The following is a 15,408-nucleotide window of genomic DNA, read 5'->3' on the forward strand; positions in this document are numbered from 1 at the left end:
GCAATGGCGATTACGCTCCGACAGCAGGACGCCGATTTCGAGCGGCGTTTTTCGGCCTTCCTCACCACCAAGCGGGAAGTGTCGGCCGATGTCGAGGCCGTGGTGCGCGATATCATCGCGCGCGTGCGCGCCGAGGGCGACAAGGCGCTGATCGACTACACGCTGAAGTTCGACAAGGCCGACCTCGGCAAGCTCGGCATCGCCGTGTCGAGGGACGACATCGCCAAGGCCTATGAAGCGGCCGATCCGGCGACCATCGAGGCGCTGAAATTCGCGCGCGACCGTATTCGTTCGCATCATGAGCGGCAGAAGCCGAAGGACGACCGCTACACGGATGCCGCCGGCGTCGAGCTCGGCTCGCGCTGGACAGCGATCGAAGCCGTCGGCCTTTACGTTCCGGGCGGCACGGCGAGCTATCCAAGCTCGGTGCTGATGAACGCCGTGCCGGCCAAGGTCGCCGGCGTCGAGCGCATCGTCATCGTCGTGCCGGCCTCGGGCGGCGTCATCAATCCACTGGTGCTGGTGGCGGCCGACCTTGCCGGCGTTGCGGAGATCTACCGCGTCGGCGGCGCACAGGCCGTTGCAGCACTTGCCTATGGCACCGAGACGGTCAGGCCGGTCGCCAAGATCGTCGGACCGGGCAATGCCTATGTCGCGGCGGCGAAGCGGCAGGTGTTCGGCACGGTCGGCATCGACATGATCGCCGGGCCGTCGGAAGTGCTGGTGGTGGCCGACGCCGACAACGATCCTGACTGGATCGCAGCCGACCTTTTGGCGCAGGCCGAGCATGACGTTTCGGCCCAGTCGATCCTGATCACCGACGACGCAGAATTCGGCAAGGCGGTCGAGCAGGCGGTCGAACGCCAGCTGAAAGTTCTGCCGCGCGGCGAGACGGCCGGGGCCAGCTGGCGCGATTTCGGCGCGGTCATCCTGGTGCCGACGCTCGAGGCCTCGTTGCCGCTGGTCGACAGGATCGCCGCAGAGCATGTCGAGCTCGCCTTCGACGACGCCGAGGCATTCCTTTCCAGGATGCGCAACGCAGGCGCCGTCTTTATCGGCCGCCACACCCCGGAAGTGATCGGCGACTATGTCGGCGGCTCCAACCACGTTTTGCCGACGGCGCGCTCGGCGCGGTTTTCCTCCGGGCTGTCGGTGCTCGATTTCGTCAAGCGCAGCTCGATCCTGAAGCTCGGGCCGGAGCAGCTCAAGGCGCTGGCGCCTGCCGCGATCGCGCTCGCCAAGGCCGAAGGGCTCGATGCCCATGCCCGCTCCGTCGCGATCAGGCTGAACATGTAGCGATGTCCGGCCACCACCAAACCCGCGACAGGCTGATCGATGTCGAGCTCGACGAATCGATTGGACGTTCGACGCCCGACGTCGAGCACGAGCGGGCCGTGGCGATCTTTGACCTCATCGAGGAGAACAGCTTTCGGCCGGTCAATGATGACGGCGCGGGTCCTTACAAGCTCAAGCTTTCGCTGGCCGAGTCCCGCCTGGTCTTTGCCGTTAGCCGCGAGAACGGCGTCGACGTCGTCACCCACATCCTGTCGCTGACGCCGCTGAGGCGCATCGTCAAGGACTATTACCTGATCTGCGAAAGCTATTACGAGGCCATCCGCTCCTCGACGCCGAGCCATATCGAGGCGATCGACATGGGCCGGCGCGGCCTGCACAATGAGGGCTCGCAGACGCTGATGGACCGGCTTGCCGGCAAGATCGAGATTGATTTCGACACGGCGCGCCGGCTGTTCACGCTGGTGTGCGTGCTGCACTGGCGGGGCTAGATCAGGATGATGTTTCGTTGAAACACCATCCTGATCCGGTTCTTTGTTGGAGCATGATCTTTTCCGAAAACCGGTTCCCACTTTTTGGGATCATGCTCTAGTGGCCGCGCTGCCGTATTCGATCCTGTTTTTGTGCGGCATGAACGCCGTGCGCTCGCCGATCGCGGAACAACTGGCGCGCCGCATGCTTCCCGCCACCACCTTCGTCGCTTCAGCCGGTGTGCGCGCCGGCGAGCGCGACCCGTTCGTCGATGCGGTGCTCGCCGAAGAAGGCCTCTCGCTTGGCGAGCGCCAACCCAGGACGCTGGAGGATATGGAGGACGATTATTTCGACCTGATCGTCACGCTGGCGCCGGAGGCGCATCATGCGGCGCTCGAGCTCACCCGCTCGCTCGCCGTCGAGGTCGAATACTGGCCGATGCCCGACCCGACCGACACAGGCGGCACCCGAGAACACATCATGGCCGCCTATCGCGACGTGCGCGAGCGGCTGAAAGCGCGCATAAGCCGGCGTTTTGCGGCACCGGGGGCGGAAAGCGCCCCGGATTAAGCTTGTTCACAAGCGGATGATTATCATATAGGTTCCGCGCAAATTCCGGTAGGAGTCGGATGATTTCAGGTCTGTTCGACCTGAAATCATCCGACTCCAGATCATGAGTAGAGCATGATGTCGTCCGAAAACCGCTTCACACTTTTCGGCACCATGCTCTAGGCGCCGGAACCGCAATCCAAGCAAAGGTATCGAATGCCGAAGGAAGAAGTCCTCGAGTTTCCAGGTGTGGTCACCGAACTGCTGCCCAATGCGATGTTTCGCGTGAAGCTCGAAAACGAACACGAAATCATCGCCCACACGGCCGGCCGCATGCGCAAGAACCGCATTCGCGTGCTGACCGGCGACAAGGTCCTGGTCGAGATGACGCCTTACGACCTGACCAAGGGCCGCATCACCTACCGTTTCAAATAACAGTCCGGCGCGAAGCGCGATGAGCATCCTGCAGAAGCTCGTGCTTGCCTCGGGTTCGCCGCGCCGCATCGAACTTTTGCAACAGGCCGGCATCGAGCCCGACCGGGTGCTGCCCGCCGATGTCGACGAGACGCCGCTGCGCGCCGAGCATCCGCGCTCGCTGGCCAAGCGCCTTTCCAAGGACAAGGCGGAGAAGGCGCTGGCCTCGCTGAAAAGCGAGGAGGACTATGCGCCCGCTTTCATCCTTGCCGCCGACACGGTGGTCGCGGTCGGACGGCGCATCCTGCCCAAGGCCGAGACGATCGACGACGCCATCAATTGCCTCGGTTTGCTTTCCGGCCGCTCGCATCGGGTCTATTCCGGCATTTGCCTGATCACGCCCGGTGGCAAGCTGCGCCAGCGGCTGGTCGAGACCAGGGTTCGCTTCAAGCGGCTACCGCGCGAGGAGATCGACGCCTATGTGGCGTCCGGCGAATGGCGCGGCAAGGCCGGCGGCTATGCCGTGCAGGGCCTGGCCGGCTCCTTCGTCGTCAAGCTGGTCGGCTCCTACACCAATGTGGTCGGCCTGCCGCTCTACGAGAGCGTGGCGCTGCTTTCCGGCGAAGGCTTCAAGCCGCACCAGAACTGGCACGCCACGCGCTCATGAGCATAGTCTGCACATGAGTTCGGGCGACAAAGTAACACCGCTGAGGCCGAAGCGGCCCTGCCCCGAATGCGGCAAACCGTCGGCGCGCGAGCACTATCCGTTCTGCTCGGCGCGCTGCAAGGACATCGACCTCAATCGCTGGCTGAAAGGCGCCTATGTCATCCCCGGCCGTGACGGGGAAGAGGAAGAGGACGACGCGCCCAAGCCTAGTCCCTCGCTCGAGGACGAGGATTGAGCGGCGGTGGCCGCTGTTATCCAGCAATTTTTCTTTGCGACAAAGCCAGCGCCTAAGCTAAGTGCTTGTTTTTACGTAGGTCAGGAGCGGCATGGAGCCGCGCACTTTTCCGGGAATTGCTCTGGACAGCCAAGATACCCGTGCTATAACCCACGCGCTTTCAAGGGGCGCCGCTTGGCGCTCCTCTGAAATCCGGCGGGCGGTTCATGTTAGCCGGCGCAGGCCCAGATAGCTCAGTTGGTAGAGCAGCGGACTGAAAATCCGCGTGTCGGTGGTTCGAATCCGCCTCTGGGCACCATTTCACTTTGGTCCGTTCCGGACACATAGGTTACGGTTTATACCGGAGACATGGGTAACACTTTTGGCCCGAAGGGGTTTTGGAGTGGTTCGAGCCTGCATGTCTCATCATCGAAGTATCCCAAATCGTAGTCCATGAAGCTAGCCAGCCAGATGTGGTCCTCGACCTGTTTGATGCCGACGATCTGGCCGGCAAAGACGAGGCTGAGATTGATCTTCCTGCGATTGTAGCAGATGCGGCCGCAGGTGGTGACGGTGACGGCCTTGTCGTGAAACGGATATTCGAGATCGGGCAAGCCGGCATAGGGGCGCTTTGAGGGCGTGTAGCGCTCGGCCGGGCAGTCCATGCCGAGCGCCTGATGCGGGCGCTCTGAGTTGAACTCGTCGATGAAGTCATCGAATCTGGCCTGCTGCTGAAGGAAGTTGGCGCCTGCCGGGATCCTGTCCCGGGATGTGGTGTAACTGGCGGCATTGGTCGCCGAGCTCTCCGGCATGGGCCGGGCTGATCAGCGCGCCACTGCTGGCAGGCTGATGAGGGGATCATCACTCATCTGGCTGATTGTCTCAAGGGTCATATAGCGGGCTCGCTGGACGGCCCACTCATCATTCTGTTCGAGCAGGATTGCGCCGACGAGGCGCACGATCGCATCGTCGTTCGGGAAGATTCCGACGACCTCGGTGCGCCGTTTGATCTCGCCGTTGAGACGCTCGATCGGGTTCGTCGAGTGGAGCTTGGCGCGATGTTCCTTCGGGAAGGTCATGTAGGCCAGCACGTCGGGCTCGGCGTCGTCCATGATTGTCGCCAGCTTCGGCACCTTTGGCCGGATCTGGTCGGCGACGGCGCGCCATTGTACGGACGCGGCCTCGGGCGTCTCCTGGGCGAAAGCGGTGGCGATGAAGGCTGAGACGACCCTGCGGCCGCTCTTGCCGGCATGGGCCAGCACGTTCCTCATGAAGTGGACGCGGGGGCTGTTGAAGAAGTCCTTCCCCACTGATTCAATTGATCAATCGTTGATTCGGTGGAGGATTCGCGATGCTGGGTCGGAAAGAACGAGATCAACTCGAACTGTTCATGACCGGCTCGCTGCGACAGCTCATCCCTGATGATCATATCCTGGCCAAGGTCGATCGCGTGCTTGATCTGTCGTGGCTGCGCGGCGAGGTGGCGGATCTCTATTGCGACGGCAACGGCCGCCCGGGAATAGATCCTGAAGTTGCGGTCCGTCTAATGCTTGCGGGTTTCCTGCTTGGGATGGTCCACGACCGCAGGCTGATGCGCGAGGCCCAGGTCAACATCGCCATCCTGTGGTTCGTCGGCTATGGTCTGCATGAAGCACTTCCCGATCATTCTTCCCTGACACGCATCCGCCAGCGCTGGGGCGAAGAACGGTTTCGCCGGATCTTTCAGCGCACGGTGCAGGCCTGTATCGACGCCAAGATCGCCAAGGGCGAGATCGTCCATGTCGATGCTTCGCTGATCCGGGCCGACGTGAGCTGGGACAGCCTGGCGGTTCGTCACATGGATGCGGTGAGTGCGGCGAACGAGGATGCGGAAGCGGCACTGAGAAAGAGCCGCAAAACCGGAAAGTTCAAAAAGGTCTGCGTCACCGACCCGGATGCCACCATGGCAACAAACGCCCGCAATCGCCGGCTTGAGCCGGCCATATCTCCCAGTACACTTCTCGCAGCGTTCTCTCCTCGATGGAAGGAAGGGGCGTTACAATGGGCGACTGGAAAAGCGCCCTGACTCCGGAAGACGAGCATGCCAGTGCCGCCCTGGCAGCCGTCGATTATCTGAAGAGCGGGCACACCGGCTTCGTTGACCCAGGCACCATCTTCTCGCCGGACGCGGTTGCGTTCGTTTCGGACGAATTCGGCATTCGCATCTGGCTGACCGACGCTTATGTCGCCGACGCCGGCGTGGAACTGAAGAGACACTTTCCCGAACTCGCCAATGATTCATTTCTCGCGCGCTGGCCGAAGAACCGTGACGAGGCCCTTCGCCGCCTGGGCTCTCAGCTGTTCCGCAACAAGGACCCGAACAGTCGGGTCAGAGCATTTATAGGCCTCTATGGCGAAGGCACGGACTCTCACGAACTCTTTCGCGCTGCTTTCGACCTGGCACGCCAGCACGGCGTACAGATGCAGGAGCATCTGGGCTATTCGCCGCTGCTATATCGTCAGCGGGAATCGGCGATCGGCACCGGCCTGATGGAGCACATGCGTGACCGGGGCGTGCTCAATGGCCATGTCACCTTCGTGCAAATGAATGCGGTCCATAGCGGCGATGTCGAGATCCTCGCCGCGCACGAAGTCGGAATCGTGTGGTGCCCCTATGGGCAATTGCAAATGCTCGGCCGAGGCGGCGCGGAAGGCCGGATGGTGGAATTGCATCGCGCCGGGGTAAAGGTCGGCATCGCCAGCGACATTCCCCGCGCCGTGCACTTCAATTGCCTCGGATCATTGGCCACGGTCACAGCGGCGGCAACAGGATTGGCAGCGTCGGGCCGCGAAATCCTGCGCATGCGCACGATCGGATCCGCCGCCACGATTGGCGCCGCCTCGGAGCTCGGCAGCCTTGAGGCGGGCAAGCGCGCCGATTTCGTGGTCCGCAGGCCAGACGTCTCCGAAAATTTGGGATGCGACCACGCGCTCGAATTCGGCGTTCTCGCCGATGCCCAAAGTATCGAATTTGTTTTCGTCAATGGCGAGTGTGTCGTGAGCCAGGGCGAGGTGCTGCGTGCCGACATTCATGCGGTCATTTCTCGCGCCCAAGAGTCGGTGCGCCGCCTGGCCGCTCGCATTGGCCTTGCCTGAGGAGGCTCATGCGCAAAGCCGGCGCGGTCGAACAGGGCTTTGACGACATCGCCATACGGTTCAGTTTAAGCAAACTCTCGTGTCGAGGCCTCTGACTGGCGCGGCACCTGCTGCCGAGACAAACGTAGAGGATCGCGAAGCTTTTGCTTTGTCGACTTAGGTGGACTGTTCCGGCGTTCGGTACGGCACAACTCGGCCTGTCGGGACGAGTTGTGAAAGAAAGTCGAAGTCACGAATGTTTCTCGTGAGCACACTCGCCCCAAGCTGTCGCGCCTGCAGGAAAACCAGTGCGTCGTTGACGAACTTGCGCGCTGGGCCCTCGCCTTTCGGCAAACTGCTCAGACGGAAAAGCAGGCCCGCCAGGATGCCCGCCTGCCCCCACAGGGCAGCATCGGGAGCGTGGAGCCGATGCTCAGATATGTCCGCGACGGTCGCCCGGATAGCTGTCAGCGACGTCTTCGTCGCCGTGTGGTTCGGGTCCAACCGACCGAATGCATATGTCAGCTCGGAAAGGCACACGGCGGAGTGATGACATAGCCTGTATGTCAGAAGCCTATCCAGCTGTGCCGGCGATCGCCCCTACAGAACATCCAGATACACTGTCGTGTCCAGAAATAGAGGGCCACCAACAGTGGGTTCATCGTCAACCCACGGCAGGTCCTCGTCGGGCCTGCGCGCAAGTGTTCCCCGGCGCTTCTGGGGCTTTAGCAATCTCAGAGTTTCGGAGAGATCAAATCCCAAGATCGATATCCGAGGGGATGCTACCCTTGCGCTTCACGAGACGCGCCCCGAAGTCGTCCTCCAGCGCCAGCCGCGACAAGGCCAGTTCCAACAGCTCCGTATCCGATGTGACGTGAGCCCGTTTTTTGGCCGCTTCGATCAGCTCCGACGATACTCTTCCTGACAGACGCGTGTTCTTGGCGGAGCCAAGGAGACCAACTGCCCTCGCCTGCTCGAGCACCAATTTGTTGCGGGTGAGCGCGACCGTTGTTTCGCTGTCTGTAGCCGTATGGATTCGAGCGCCCATGCCAACCTCCTCGTGTTGAACATCAAATAGATAATGTTCAACGTTCATGCAAGGTGATCGGCTCGACCCGATGGCGCGAGCGTTGCTCAACCGCCGAGAGCGATCCTGGAGGCAAGCGCGTGCGCTGAGCGATGCGCTTCCGCGACGACGGCATCCGCATCTAGTGAGACGACCTCGCCGGCGTGAACCACCTGGCGGCCGCCGACAAACACCGCGTCCACCGTATCGCGACCGCCAATGACAGCCGTCTCGAGGCCCGGATCGAAGCCGAAATTGACAGAAGCCGTCGGGCTCCGGACCACGAAGTCGGCGCGCTTGCCCGGCTCAAGACTGCCAAGTTCTTCTTCCGCTCCTATAGTCGCCGCGGCTCCGATGGTGCGCATACGCAGGATCTCACTTGGGCTTGCAGGCCGCCCCGAAGCGGCGGCCGCCGACATAGCCAGCGTTCCGAGCGCGTCGAAATCCGCGACCCGGGGAATGTCGCTCGCAATGCCTACGGCCACGTCCGACCGCTGCAGTTCCACCATGCGCGCGTCAGCGCCGGGTTGTCCGAGCATTTGCAATTGACCCCACGGGCACCAGACCACCCGCACCCCGCGCCTGGCGAGAAGGGAAATCTCATCCTCACGAACCAGGTTCATGTGGATGAAGGTCACGTGCGGAGCGAGCAAGCCACATTCCTCGAACCATTTCAGCACCGGCCGCCCTAGCGCCTTTTCGCGCTTCAGCTGAAAAGCCGGGAGGTATCCCAGATGCTCTTGCAACCTCACTCCGTGATCCGAGGCAAGGTCGAGCGCGGCTTTGTATAGTTCGGGCGAGTCAGTCGCCTCGCCGTAGAGGCCGACAAAGGCCTTGACCAGGCTGTCGCGGTTGCTGTTGCGAAAAAGCTGGGAGCCAAGTCTCTTCAGCGCTTCGTGTGTGCTTCTTGGCCAGCGTGCAAGAAAACTCTGGCTGGTGAGTTCAGGCAGGTTTTCAGCCAGCGCCTCAGCATTGTCGGCGACATAAGGATCGGTGAGCCAGATACGGATACCAGCTTCGTCCGCGACAGGCGCGACCGCGTCGGGCGCAAAAATGGTGCCGGGATCGACAAAACCCGTGTACCCGCATTTCAGGTAATCGAGAGCAGCGAGGCGGGCGCTTGCATACTCATCTTCCGGTGTCAGCTCGCCTTTCCAGTGGCCCATGGTGATGGACGTCCCTTCCATCAACGGCAGCACGCTGCGCGCGGTATATTGCGAGATATGGACATGCGCGTCGATGAAGCCCGGATGGACGACGCCGCCTTTCGCGTCGAACAATTCATCCGAGCTGTATGTGGCGAGGATCCGCTCTTGGCGGTCAAGCGCGGCAATGCGTCCGTTGCGAACGGCAATAGCGCCGCCCGCTACGACGCGGTCATTCGCGTCCACGGTCAGGATCCTCGCGTTGTGAAGGATGAGATCGCAGTGTTCCGGCCGGCCCGATTCGGGCGACCTCGCGAAGGAAGCGGTCGGGATTGGCATGAAATGATCCGAGTTAGATGAGGGTTTCCACGAGACTCAAGGAGGCGTGAATTCACCACCGTTGAGATCGAGCACCGCGCCGTTGACGAAATCGGCGTCCGGCGCCACCAGGAAGGTAACGGCGCGAGCGACATCTTCTGGCCGGCCGAGACGGCCGATCGGGATGCGCGCCAGTGACTCCTGGTTGACCGGCGAATCCGTGGGACCCGCCATGTCGGTGACGATACGGCCGGGCGTAATCGTATTGGCTGTGATGCCAAATTGCGAATATTCGCTGACGATGGAGCGAGCGAAGCCGACAAGGGCACTTTTGGATGCCGTGTAGGCCGCGCCGGCGATCCGCGGCATGGTTCGACCGGCGAGTGACCCGATGAAGACGATGCGTCCGTATCGGCGCTCGGCCATGGCAGGCAACACGCATTGGCAGCAAACCATCGCACCGGTCAGATTGATCGCCAACACCTCATGCCAGTCAGCGAGCTCGATTTCCTCGATCGGAACGCGTCCGCCGTTTCGCTTTGGTGAGTATCCGGCATTGCACACCAGAACCGCCGGCGCTGGCCAATCCGATCTGAGGTCTCTGAAGAAGCCACGCACCGCCTCCGGGTCACGCAGATCAACCACCCCGGATCGTACGCGCTCGTTCCCATAAGAACCGGCCAAGGCGCGGGTGGACGTCGCGACGCGTTCCGGCTGCTGACTGAAGAAGGCGACACGGTAGCCGGCCCGCAGGAGCGCATCTGCGCTTGCAAAGCCTATGCCGCTGGAAGCCCGGTAATGACGGCAACCGGCGTTCCATCGCCGAGATCCGCCATCAGACCTCCTCCATGGCAAAGCGGGAAGGTTCAGACCGGTCGAGTGTTCCATCAAACAGAGACAGCGACGGATGGGCATCGGGATCCGTCGCGATATCAATCAACCACGGCGCATCAGCTGAGAGTGCGCCTCGAAGCGCGGGCATTACATCTTCGGTCCTCTCGACTTTCATGGCATTGCAGCCGCACGCCCTGGCGATTGCCGTATGGTCGACGGGCGCGAAATGGCAGGCACTGGTGTAGTGGCCAAACTTCACGGTTTCGGCGTCCTTCTGATAGCCGAGCACGCCATTGTTGAGGACGATCACGGTAACGCCGATGCCAAGGCGAACCATTGTTTCAAGCTCTGCCCACGAATGGGCAAAGCCACCGTCCCCGACCAGCGCGACGACGGGCGCCTGAGGTTCAGCGAGTTTTGCGCCGATGGCCATCGGCAGCCCCCAGCCAAGTCCGGCCAGGCCGCGCGGCGTGAGGAAACGCTGCCCCGGTTTGAGGGCTGTGAGTTGACCCACCACCCACATCGAGGAGTAGCTGGCATCGGCCACGACCGTCATCTCAGGGGTAAGGCAGTTTTGAAGCTCAGTCATGATGCGCTCAGGCCGAAGCGGCGTAGCATTGCGCGCCAAGATCGTCCCGCGGTCTGCCTCGAAAGCAGCACGCGTTCGCGCGATCTGTCGCTCCAATTTTTCGCGGCCCGCGCGGCGCTGCGACAGGTCACGACTAGTGAGCACCTCCGCTAGCACGTTGAGTGTCTCCGCGGCGTCGCCGACGAGGCGTAGTGCCGCCTCGTAGTTGCGACCGATTTCGCCTGGATCGACGTCGAGATGAATGATGCGTGCGAAGCGCGGAAGCGAGCGCCAGCTGTCGGTTCCGTTTTGATTGGTGCGCGTCCCGACCAGCAGGATCACATCGGCTTCTTCAAGAAACTGTCGCGAATAGCGCCCCAACGATCCCGGGCCGGTGAGCGGGCCGAGCACGCCGAGCGACAGCGGGTGCGTCTCACTCACGGCCCCCTTGCCCATGGCTGTCGTCACGACCGGCAGGTGCGCCGTCTCCTGCAAGCGAGCCAAGGCCTGAGGAGCGCCGGTCGTCAGGACTCCGCCACCGGCCATGACGACCGGCAGGCGCGCCTCCGCGAGCAGTTCCGCCGCCGCTGCGATGGCTGCATCGCCTGGGCGCGACCGGTCGATCGGCCATGAGCCAAGCGTCGCCAGACGCGGATGTAGAGATTTGGGCGCAGGCTCCCGCAAAAGGTCCGCTGGCAGCAGCAGCACCGCCGGACCCGGGCGACCACTGCCGGCGACCGTGAAGGCGGCATCGACATAGTCGTCTACACGCTCCGCCGTAATGACGCGCCTGACCCACTTGGCGCAGGGTTGGAACAGGCCGACGTGATCGAGTTCCTGAAAGGCGTTGCGGTCAAATTGCGGGCGCTCCACCTCCTGGACGAGCGCCACGATCGGCACGCTTGCCTTGAGCGCTTCGGCAAGAGGTGGGACCAGCAATGTCGCGGCCGGACCATTCTGAGCTGCGACCACGGCAATGCGGCCGGATCGGCGCGCATATCCATCCGCCATTGCGCCTCCCATATTCTCCTGGCGGTAGGCGATCTGGCGAATGCCAACCGCCTCTGCCGCCAGGATGACGGCTGAGGGCAGGCTTTGTGCGAAAATGAGCTCAACCCCGTGGCGCTTCAGGGCCTGGGCAACGCGCGTTGCGACGGTTTCGTCAGCGGACATCACGAAATCTCCTCCACGAGCTCGGCATTCTGGTCCAGGAATGCTTCAAGGGCGCCCGCGACGGCGTCGACCTCCACCTCCCCCATGGTCGTTGCCAGGCAAGCCGCCGCGCCAACGGGAAGAAGGATGCCGTGCCCTGCGAAAGATCGTGTCATCTCTGTCATGACCTTGGCTTCGGCAGCGTTCCAATGCGCTTCGCGAAACTCGCGTGGAGGCCTCGGCTTCGGATGGATGCGGAAGAGCGAAGCCGCCCCCGTCACGCTAAAGGGCGCATTTGCCCGTGCGATTGCGTCCTCCAGACGATTGCGCAGTGCGTTCCCCAACCTTTCAAGCCGGGCGAAGGTAATTTCATCGAGGGCCTTCATCGCGGCATGGCCCGCCACCATAGAGATCGGATTCGCCGAAAACGTTCCGCCCTGCGGAACCAATGGCCGGCCAGCGCTGCCGTCGAACACCTTCATCACATCGGCCAGACCTCCAACCGCCCCAATGGGGAACCCGCCGCCGATGATCTTGCCCAGGGCGAACAGGTCCGGCTGAATGCCGTAACGCGCCGCGGCGCCGTGAGAGGCCTGGCGAAAATTGAGCACTTCGTCGCTGATGATGAGTATCCCGTGCTCGCGCGCCGTTTTCTGGAGCGCAGTGACGAATTCCGGTTCGGGAGCGATGAGCCCAGCACGGCTGGGCATCGGATCGATGACGACGGCCGCGATGTTGCTGGCGTGTCTGCTCAGTAATTCACGCGCCCGAGCCGCATCGTTGAAGCGTAGCACCATCACATCGTCCAGAACCGACGCCGGCATGCCGCGGTAGTAAGGGGTTGCCGCCGGGCTATCTGGAGGCCCCCAATTTTGCGGCACGCTTGCCTGGGCCACTTCCACCCAGTCATAAGCGCCGTGATAAGCGCCTTCGATCTTGGCGATCCGCGATCGTCCCGTGAACGCCCGGGCTGCCTTGACGGCAAACATGACGGCTTCCGTCCCAGTATTGACGAAGCGGATGCGCTCGAGCCGGGGCACGCGGGCGCATAACAGGGAGGCGAGCTCGACTTCCGCCTCCGTAGGGTTGGCAAAACAAGTGCCGTTCCTGATTTGGCTTTCGACGGCAGCAATAATAGGTTCGAAGGCGTGACCGTGTATGAGCGTGGTAAAATTCAGGTTGAGGTCGAGGAAGCGCTTCCCGTCGGCATCGGTCAGATAGGCCCCCTTTGCGCGCGCAATGTAGCGAGGAAACGGATCCCGCTCGACCGTGATGCGGGTCGTCCCGTCCGGGAATACTGCATGAGCGCGCTCAAACAATGCTTGCGATTGAGGCCCAGGGGGGAAAGCGGTTTCGTGGAAAGTCTGGAAACTGGACACACCTCACCTCCATGGTTGGTCCACATCTACCGATGCGCCGTTGAATACCATGGAGGGAAATCAGATTTTAGAATTTGATGCAACAAAAAATTCAGGTGGGCACTTCAGCTTCGTCCTGCCCAGCGGCAACAAGTTGCGAGGACAGGCGCCGATAACCGCTACGAATATCGTTCTCTATTGCGGCCCGCACCGCCGCCGGATCCCTGTCCTGCAAACCGCGCAAAGCCCACAAATGGTTGGAAACACCGGTCCGCGACTGCGCAAACTCCGGGTAAAGGCCGTTGAATGCAGGCCCCATCCGAAGCCACAAGGATTCAATGATGGTCACGAGCCGGCTCATGCCCGAGCGGCGGTAGATCAGAAAGTGGAAATCCTTGTTGGCGTCGAGCACATCAGTGTATCGGCCTTCATCCAGACCGCGATTGATGCGCTCCTGCAAATCTTCTAGTTCATGAATATCCGCCTCGGTGAAATTGCTGGTGGCCTGTTCGGCCGCCAGGCCTTCCAAAGAAAGGCGAATTGCGGTGATTTCATCAAGGTCTGAGAGGCTGAGGTAGGGGACGATCACGGTTTTGGGGCCCGCATTGACCAATCCACCCTCCCCGATCAACCGCGTGATGGCATCGCGTGCGGGCGTCGTGCTGACACCAAGAACTTCGGCAACCGAACGAAGAGTTAGCTTGGTGCCTGGCTGCATTGCTCCGCGAATGAGCGAATCTTTCAAGGTCGCATAGGCGGTCTCACCCAGGCCCCTGTGCCGGCTGATCGGCGCAAGATCGCCCGGAAGCCCTTCCTTGCCCCTTTTTGGCGCAGCAAACATCGGTGATCCACCCATCTCGTCCTGCAAGGAAGCCGGCAGCTCACATAAAAGCTTGCCCGCCCGATTCGCTGCGGAAATGCGGCCAAACCCTAGTGCTAGGGCATGGCCATTGCCAGCGGATTCAAAAACGGTGGCTTACGAAGGCTTGACAGAAATATGGACAGTTTGTTACATCAAATTTCATATTTTAAAAGCCGACACGATCGAGCGCTTAGCAGGGAGGCTGAGGATGGATGAGTTTGGGTTCGCGGGACTGTCGATGAACAGGCGCAGAGTGCTCAATCTAGTGGCCGAAGCGGCCGCGGTCGCGGGGATTGGGTTGGCATGGCCGGAACGTGTCATGGCTGCCCCCTTGGATGAACTCGTCCAGCGCGCACGCCAGGCGGGCGAGCGACAAGTCGTGGTGGCTGGCGGCACTGGGGCCTATGGAGATCTTGTCAAGAAGCACTTCTATCTCCCGTTTACGGAAGCCACGGGAATAGAGGTGATCGCGACCGGCGGCGGCTATGGTGAAAAGCTCGCCAAGTTGAAGGCGATGGCATCTGTTGGAAGGGTTGAATGGGACGTCATCACCCTTTCGATTGACTCGCTGACCCCGGACGTCACAGACCTGCTTCGCGACCTTGGCGATTGCGCGGCGCTGCCTGACGTGGCCGGCCAGGGTGTCGACGGTTCATGCCTGCGCGAGGGCGTGATGTTCGATATCGGAGGCGGCGTTCTTGCATTCGACAAGCGCAGCTTCGCTGACAGCCAGGCTCAGCCGGCAAGCTGGGCGGACTTTTGGGACGTGAAGACTTTCCCTGGACCGAGGGCGCTACCCAACATCGGCAATCCGTGGTGGACATTGATTGCAGCACTCGAGGCGGATGGCATCACCCGCGATGCGCTGTTCCCGCTGGACGTTGATCGCGCCTTCAACAAGCTGGACGAGATCAAGCCGCATGTCACGGTCTGGTGGAAGAGCGGCGATCAGAGCCAGCAGATCTTTCGGACGCGCGAAGTGGTGATGGCAATGCTGTTTTCCGGGCGCGCCTTCCGGCTGCGCAGCGAGGGGATTGCGCTCGGCATCAGCTGGAACGGCGCGCCGTTGGACGCCGCGTTCTGGGCAGTGACCAAAGGCGCTCAGCATCCGAACGCCGCGCTCGCGCTGCTCGATTTCATCTACACGCGACCGAAGGCACATGCCGAGTTCGCGGCCGAGTCTTTCGGCTCGACGGCTCAGCGCAAAGCTCTCGATTTCCTGCCAGCGGACGCCAAGGCCTCAAGCGTGCTGCAGGCGGCCAACTGGTCGAACATCGTTCGTGTCGACCGCGACTGGCTTGCGGCAAACCGCCAGAAGGTCCTGCAGCGCTGGAGCACTTGGATCGCAAGCTGAATTGAGCGCAGCCAATCGCGCAATGCCAG

14 protein-coding genes, 1 tRNA gene and 4 pseudogenes are annotated in these 15,408 nt (G+C 62.0%); 10 read left to right on the forward strand and 9 right to left on the reverse strand.

Going from position 1 to position 15,408, the window contains the following annotated elements; all coding sequences use genetic code 11:
- The first annotated feature begins 3 nt into the window (after positions 1 to 3).
- The 7 genes from hisD (at position 4) to O7A05_RS30075 (ending at position 3,927) form a co-directional block, all read left to right on the forward strand.
- Positions 4 to 1,296, forward strand: a complete 1,293-nt coding sequence (hisD, locus tag O7A05_RS30045; RefSeq protein ID WP_337096827.1) for a histidinol dehydrogenase — start codon at positions 4 to 6, stop codon at positions 1,294 to 1,296.
- Positions 1,297 to 1,298: 2 nt separating this feature from the next.
- The gene (locus tag O7A05_RS30050) at positions 1,299 to 1,784 is read left to right on the forward strand and encodes a UPF0262 family protein (RefSeq protein ID WP_337096829.1); all 486 of its coding nucleotides are present in this window, start codon (positions 1,299 to 1,301) and stop codon (positions 1,782 to 1,784) included.
- A gap of 139 nt (positions 1,785 to 1,923) precedes the next feature.
- Complete coding sequence (locus O7A05_RS30055) at positions 1,924 to 2,334, forward strand: arsenate-mycothiol transferase ArsC (protein ID WP_415927075.1); 411 nt, start codon at positions 1,924 to 1,926, stop codon at positions 2,332 to 2,334.
- Positions 2,335 to 2,529: 195 nt separating this feature from the next.
- Positions 2,530 to 2,748 carry a translation initiation factor IF-1 gene (gene infA / locus O7A05_RS30060; RefSeq protein ID WP_006200926.1) on the forward strand — a complete coding sequence of 73 codons (219 nt, stop codon included), beginning with the start codon at positions 2,530 to 2,532 and terminating at the stop codon, positions 2,746 to 2,748.
- A gap of 19 nt (positions 2,749 to 2,767) precedes the next feature.
- Complete coding sequence (locus tag O7A05_RS30065; protein WP_337096833.1) at positions 2,768 to 3,394, forward strand: Maf-like protein; 627 nt, start codon at positions 2,768 to 2,770, stop codon at positions 3,392 to 3,394.
- Positions 3,395 to 3,407: 13 nt separating this feature from the next.
- The gene (gene yacG, locus O7A05_RS30070; protein WP_337096835.1) at positions 3,408 to 3,629 is read left to right on the forward strand and encodes a DNA gyrase inhibitor YacG; all 222 of its coding nucleotides are present in this window, start codon (positions 3,408 to 3,410) and stop codon (positions 3,627 to 3,629) included.
- Positions 3,630 to 3,851: 222 nt separating this feature from the next.
- Positions 3,852 to 3,927 (forward strand) — tRNA-Phe (locus tag O7A05_RS30075).
- 37 nt (positions 3,928 to 3,964) lie between these two features.
- Here O7A05_RS30075 and O7A05_RS30080 read toward each other — a convergent pair.
- Together O7A05_RS30080 and O7A05_RS30085 are read right to left on the reverse strand one after the other, a co-directional pair.
- Positions 3,965 to 4,363, reverse strand: a pseudogene (locus tag O7A05_RS30080) (IS481 family transposase); the annotation flags it as partial.
- Positions 4,364 to 4,432: 69 nt separating this feature from the next.
- A pseudogene (locus tag O7A05_RS30085) lies at positions 4,433 to 4,891 on the reverse strand (transposase); the annotation flags it as partial.
- A 68-nt stretch (positions 4,892 to 4,959) separates the two neighbouring features.
- On the opposite strand from O7A05_RS30085, the pseudogene O7A05_RS30090 reads away from it, so the two are divergent.
- Positions 4,960 to 5,589, forward strand: a pseudogene (locus O7A05_RS30090) (transposase); the annotation flags it as partial.
- 59 nt (positions 5,590 to 5,648) lie between these two features.
- Positions 5,649 to 6,743: an amidohydrolase family protein gene (locus tag O7A05_RS30095; RefSeq protein ID WP_337096837.1), complete on the forward strand. Its 1,095-nt coding sequence runs from the start codon at positions 5,649 to 5,651 to the stop codon at positions 6,741 to 6,743.
- 156 nt (positions 6,744 to 6,899) lie between these two features.
- On the opposite strand, the pseudogene O7A05_RS30100 reads toward O7A05_RS30095, so the two are convergent.
- The 7 genes and pseudogenes from O7A05_RS30100 to O7A05_RS30130 form a co-directional block, all read right to left on the reverse strand.
- Positions 6,900 to 7,484, reverse strand: a pseudogene (locus tag O7A05_RS30100) (type II toxin-antitoxin system VapC family toxin).
- Positions 7,474 to 7,770 carry a hypothetical protein gene (locus O7A05_RS30105; RefSeq protein ID WP_337096874.1) on the reverse strand — a complete coding sequence of 99 codons (297 nt, stop codon included), beginning with the start codon at positions 7,768 to 7,770 and terminating at the stop codon, positions 7,474 to 7,476. The pseudogene O7A05_RS30100 and the gene O7A05_RS30105 overlap by 11 nt, the downstream one beginning before the upstream one ends.
- 86 nt (positions 7,771 to 7,856) lie before the next feature.
- Positions 7,857 to 9,272, reverse strand: coding sequence for an amidohydrolase family protein (locus O7A05_RS30110; protein WP_337096838.1), 1,416 nt, complete (start codon positions 9,270 to 9,272; stop codon positions 7,857 to 7,859).
- Between the two features lie 36 nt (positions 9,273 to 9,308).
- On the reverse strand, positions 9,309 to 10,139 hold the full coding sequence (gene fabG, locus O7A05_RS30115) for a 3-oxoacyl-ACP reductase FabG (RefSeq protein ID WP_337096839.1): 831 nt from the start codon (positions 10,137 to 10,139) through the stop codon (positions 9,309 to 9,311).
- On the reverse strand, positions 10,087 to 11,826 hold the full coding sequence (locus O7A05_RS30120) for an acetolactate synthase catalytic subunit (protein ID WP_337096840.1): 1,740 nt from the start codon (positions 11,824 to 11,826) through the stop codon (positions 10,087 to 10,089). Before O7A05_RS30120 ends, fabG begins: the two co-directional genes overlap by 53 nt.
- Positions 11,826 to 13,184 carry an aspartate aminotransferase family protein gene (locus O7A05_RS30125; protein WP_337096842.1) on the reverse strand — a complete coding sequence of 453 codons (1,359 nt, stop codon included), beginning with the start codon at positions 13,182 to 13,184 and terminating at the stop codon, positions 11,826 to 11,828. Before O7A05_RS30125 ends, O7A05_RS30120 begins: the two co-directional genes overlap by 1 nt.
- A 91-nt stretch (positions 13,185 to 13,275) precedes the next feature.
- On the reverse strand, positions 13,276 to 14,004 hold the full coding sequence (locus O7A05_RS30130; protein WP_337096844.1) for a GntR family transcriptional regulator: 729 nt from the start codon (positions 14,002 to 14,004) through the stop codon (positions 13,276 to 13,278).
- Between O7A05_RS30130 and O7A05_RS30135 the strand changes: the two genes are divergently transcribed.
- On the forward strand, positions 13,979 to 15,379 hold the full coding sequence (locus O7A05_RS30135) for an extracellular solute-binding protein (protein ID WP_337096845.1): 1,401 nt from the start codon (positions 13,979 to 13,981) through the stop codon (positions 15,377 to 15,379). The genes O7A05_RS30130 and O7A05_RS30135 overlap by 26 nt on opposite strands.
- The last annotated feature ends 29 nt before the right edge of the window (positions 15,380 to 15,408 follow it).

The organism is Mesorhizobium argentiipisi (SeqCode) (assembly GCF_037179585.1).
Taxonomy (GTDB): domain Bacteria; phylum Pseudomonadota; class Alphaproteobacteria; order Rhizobiales; family Rhizobiaceae; genus Mesorhizobium; species Mesorhizobium argentiipisi.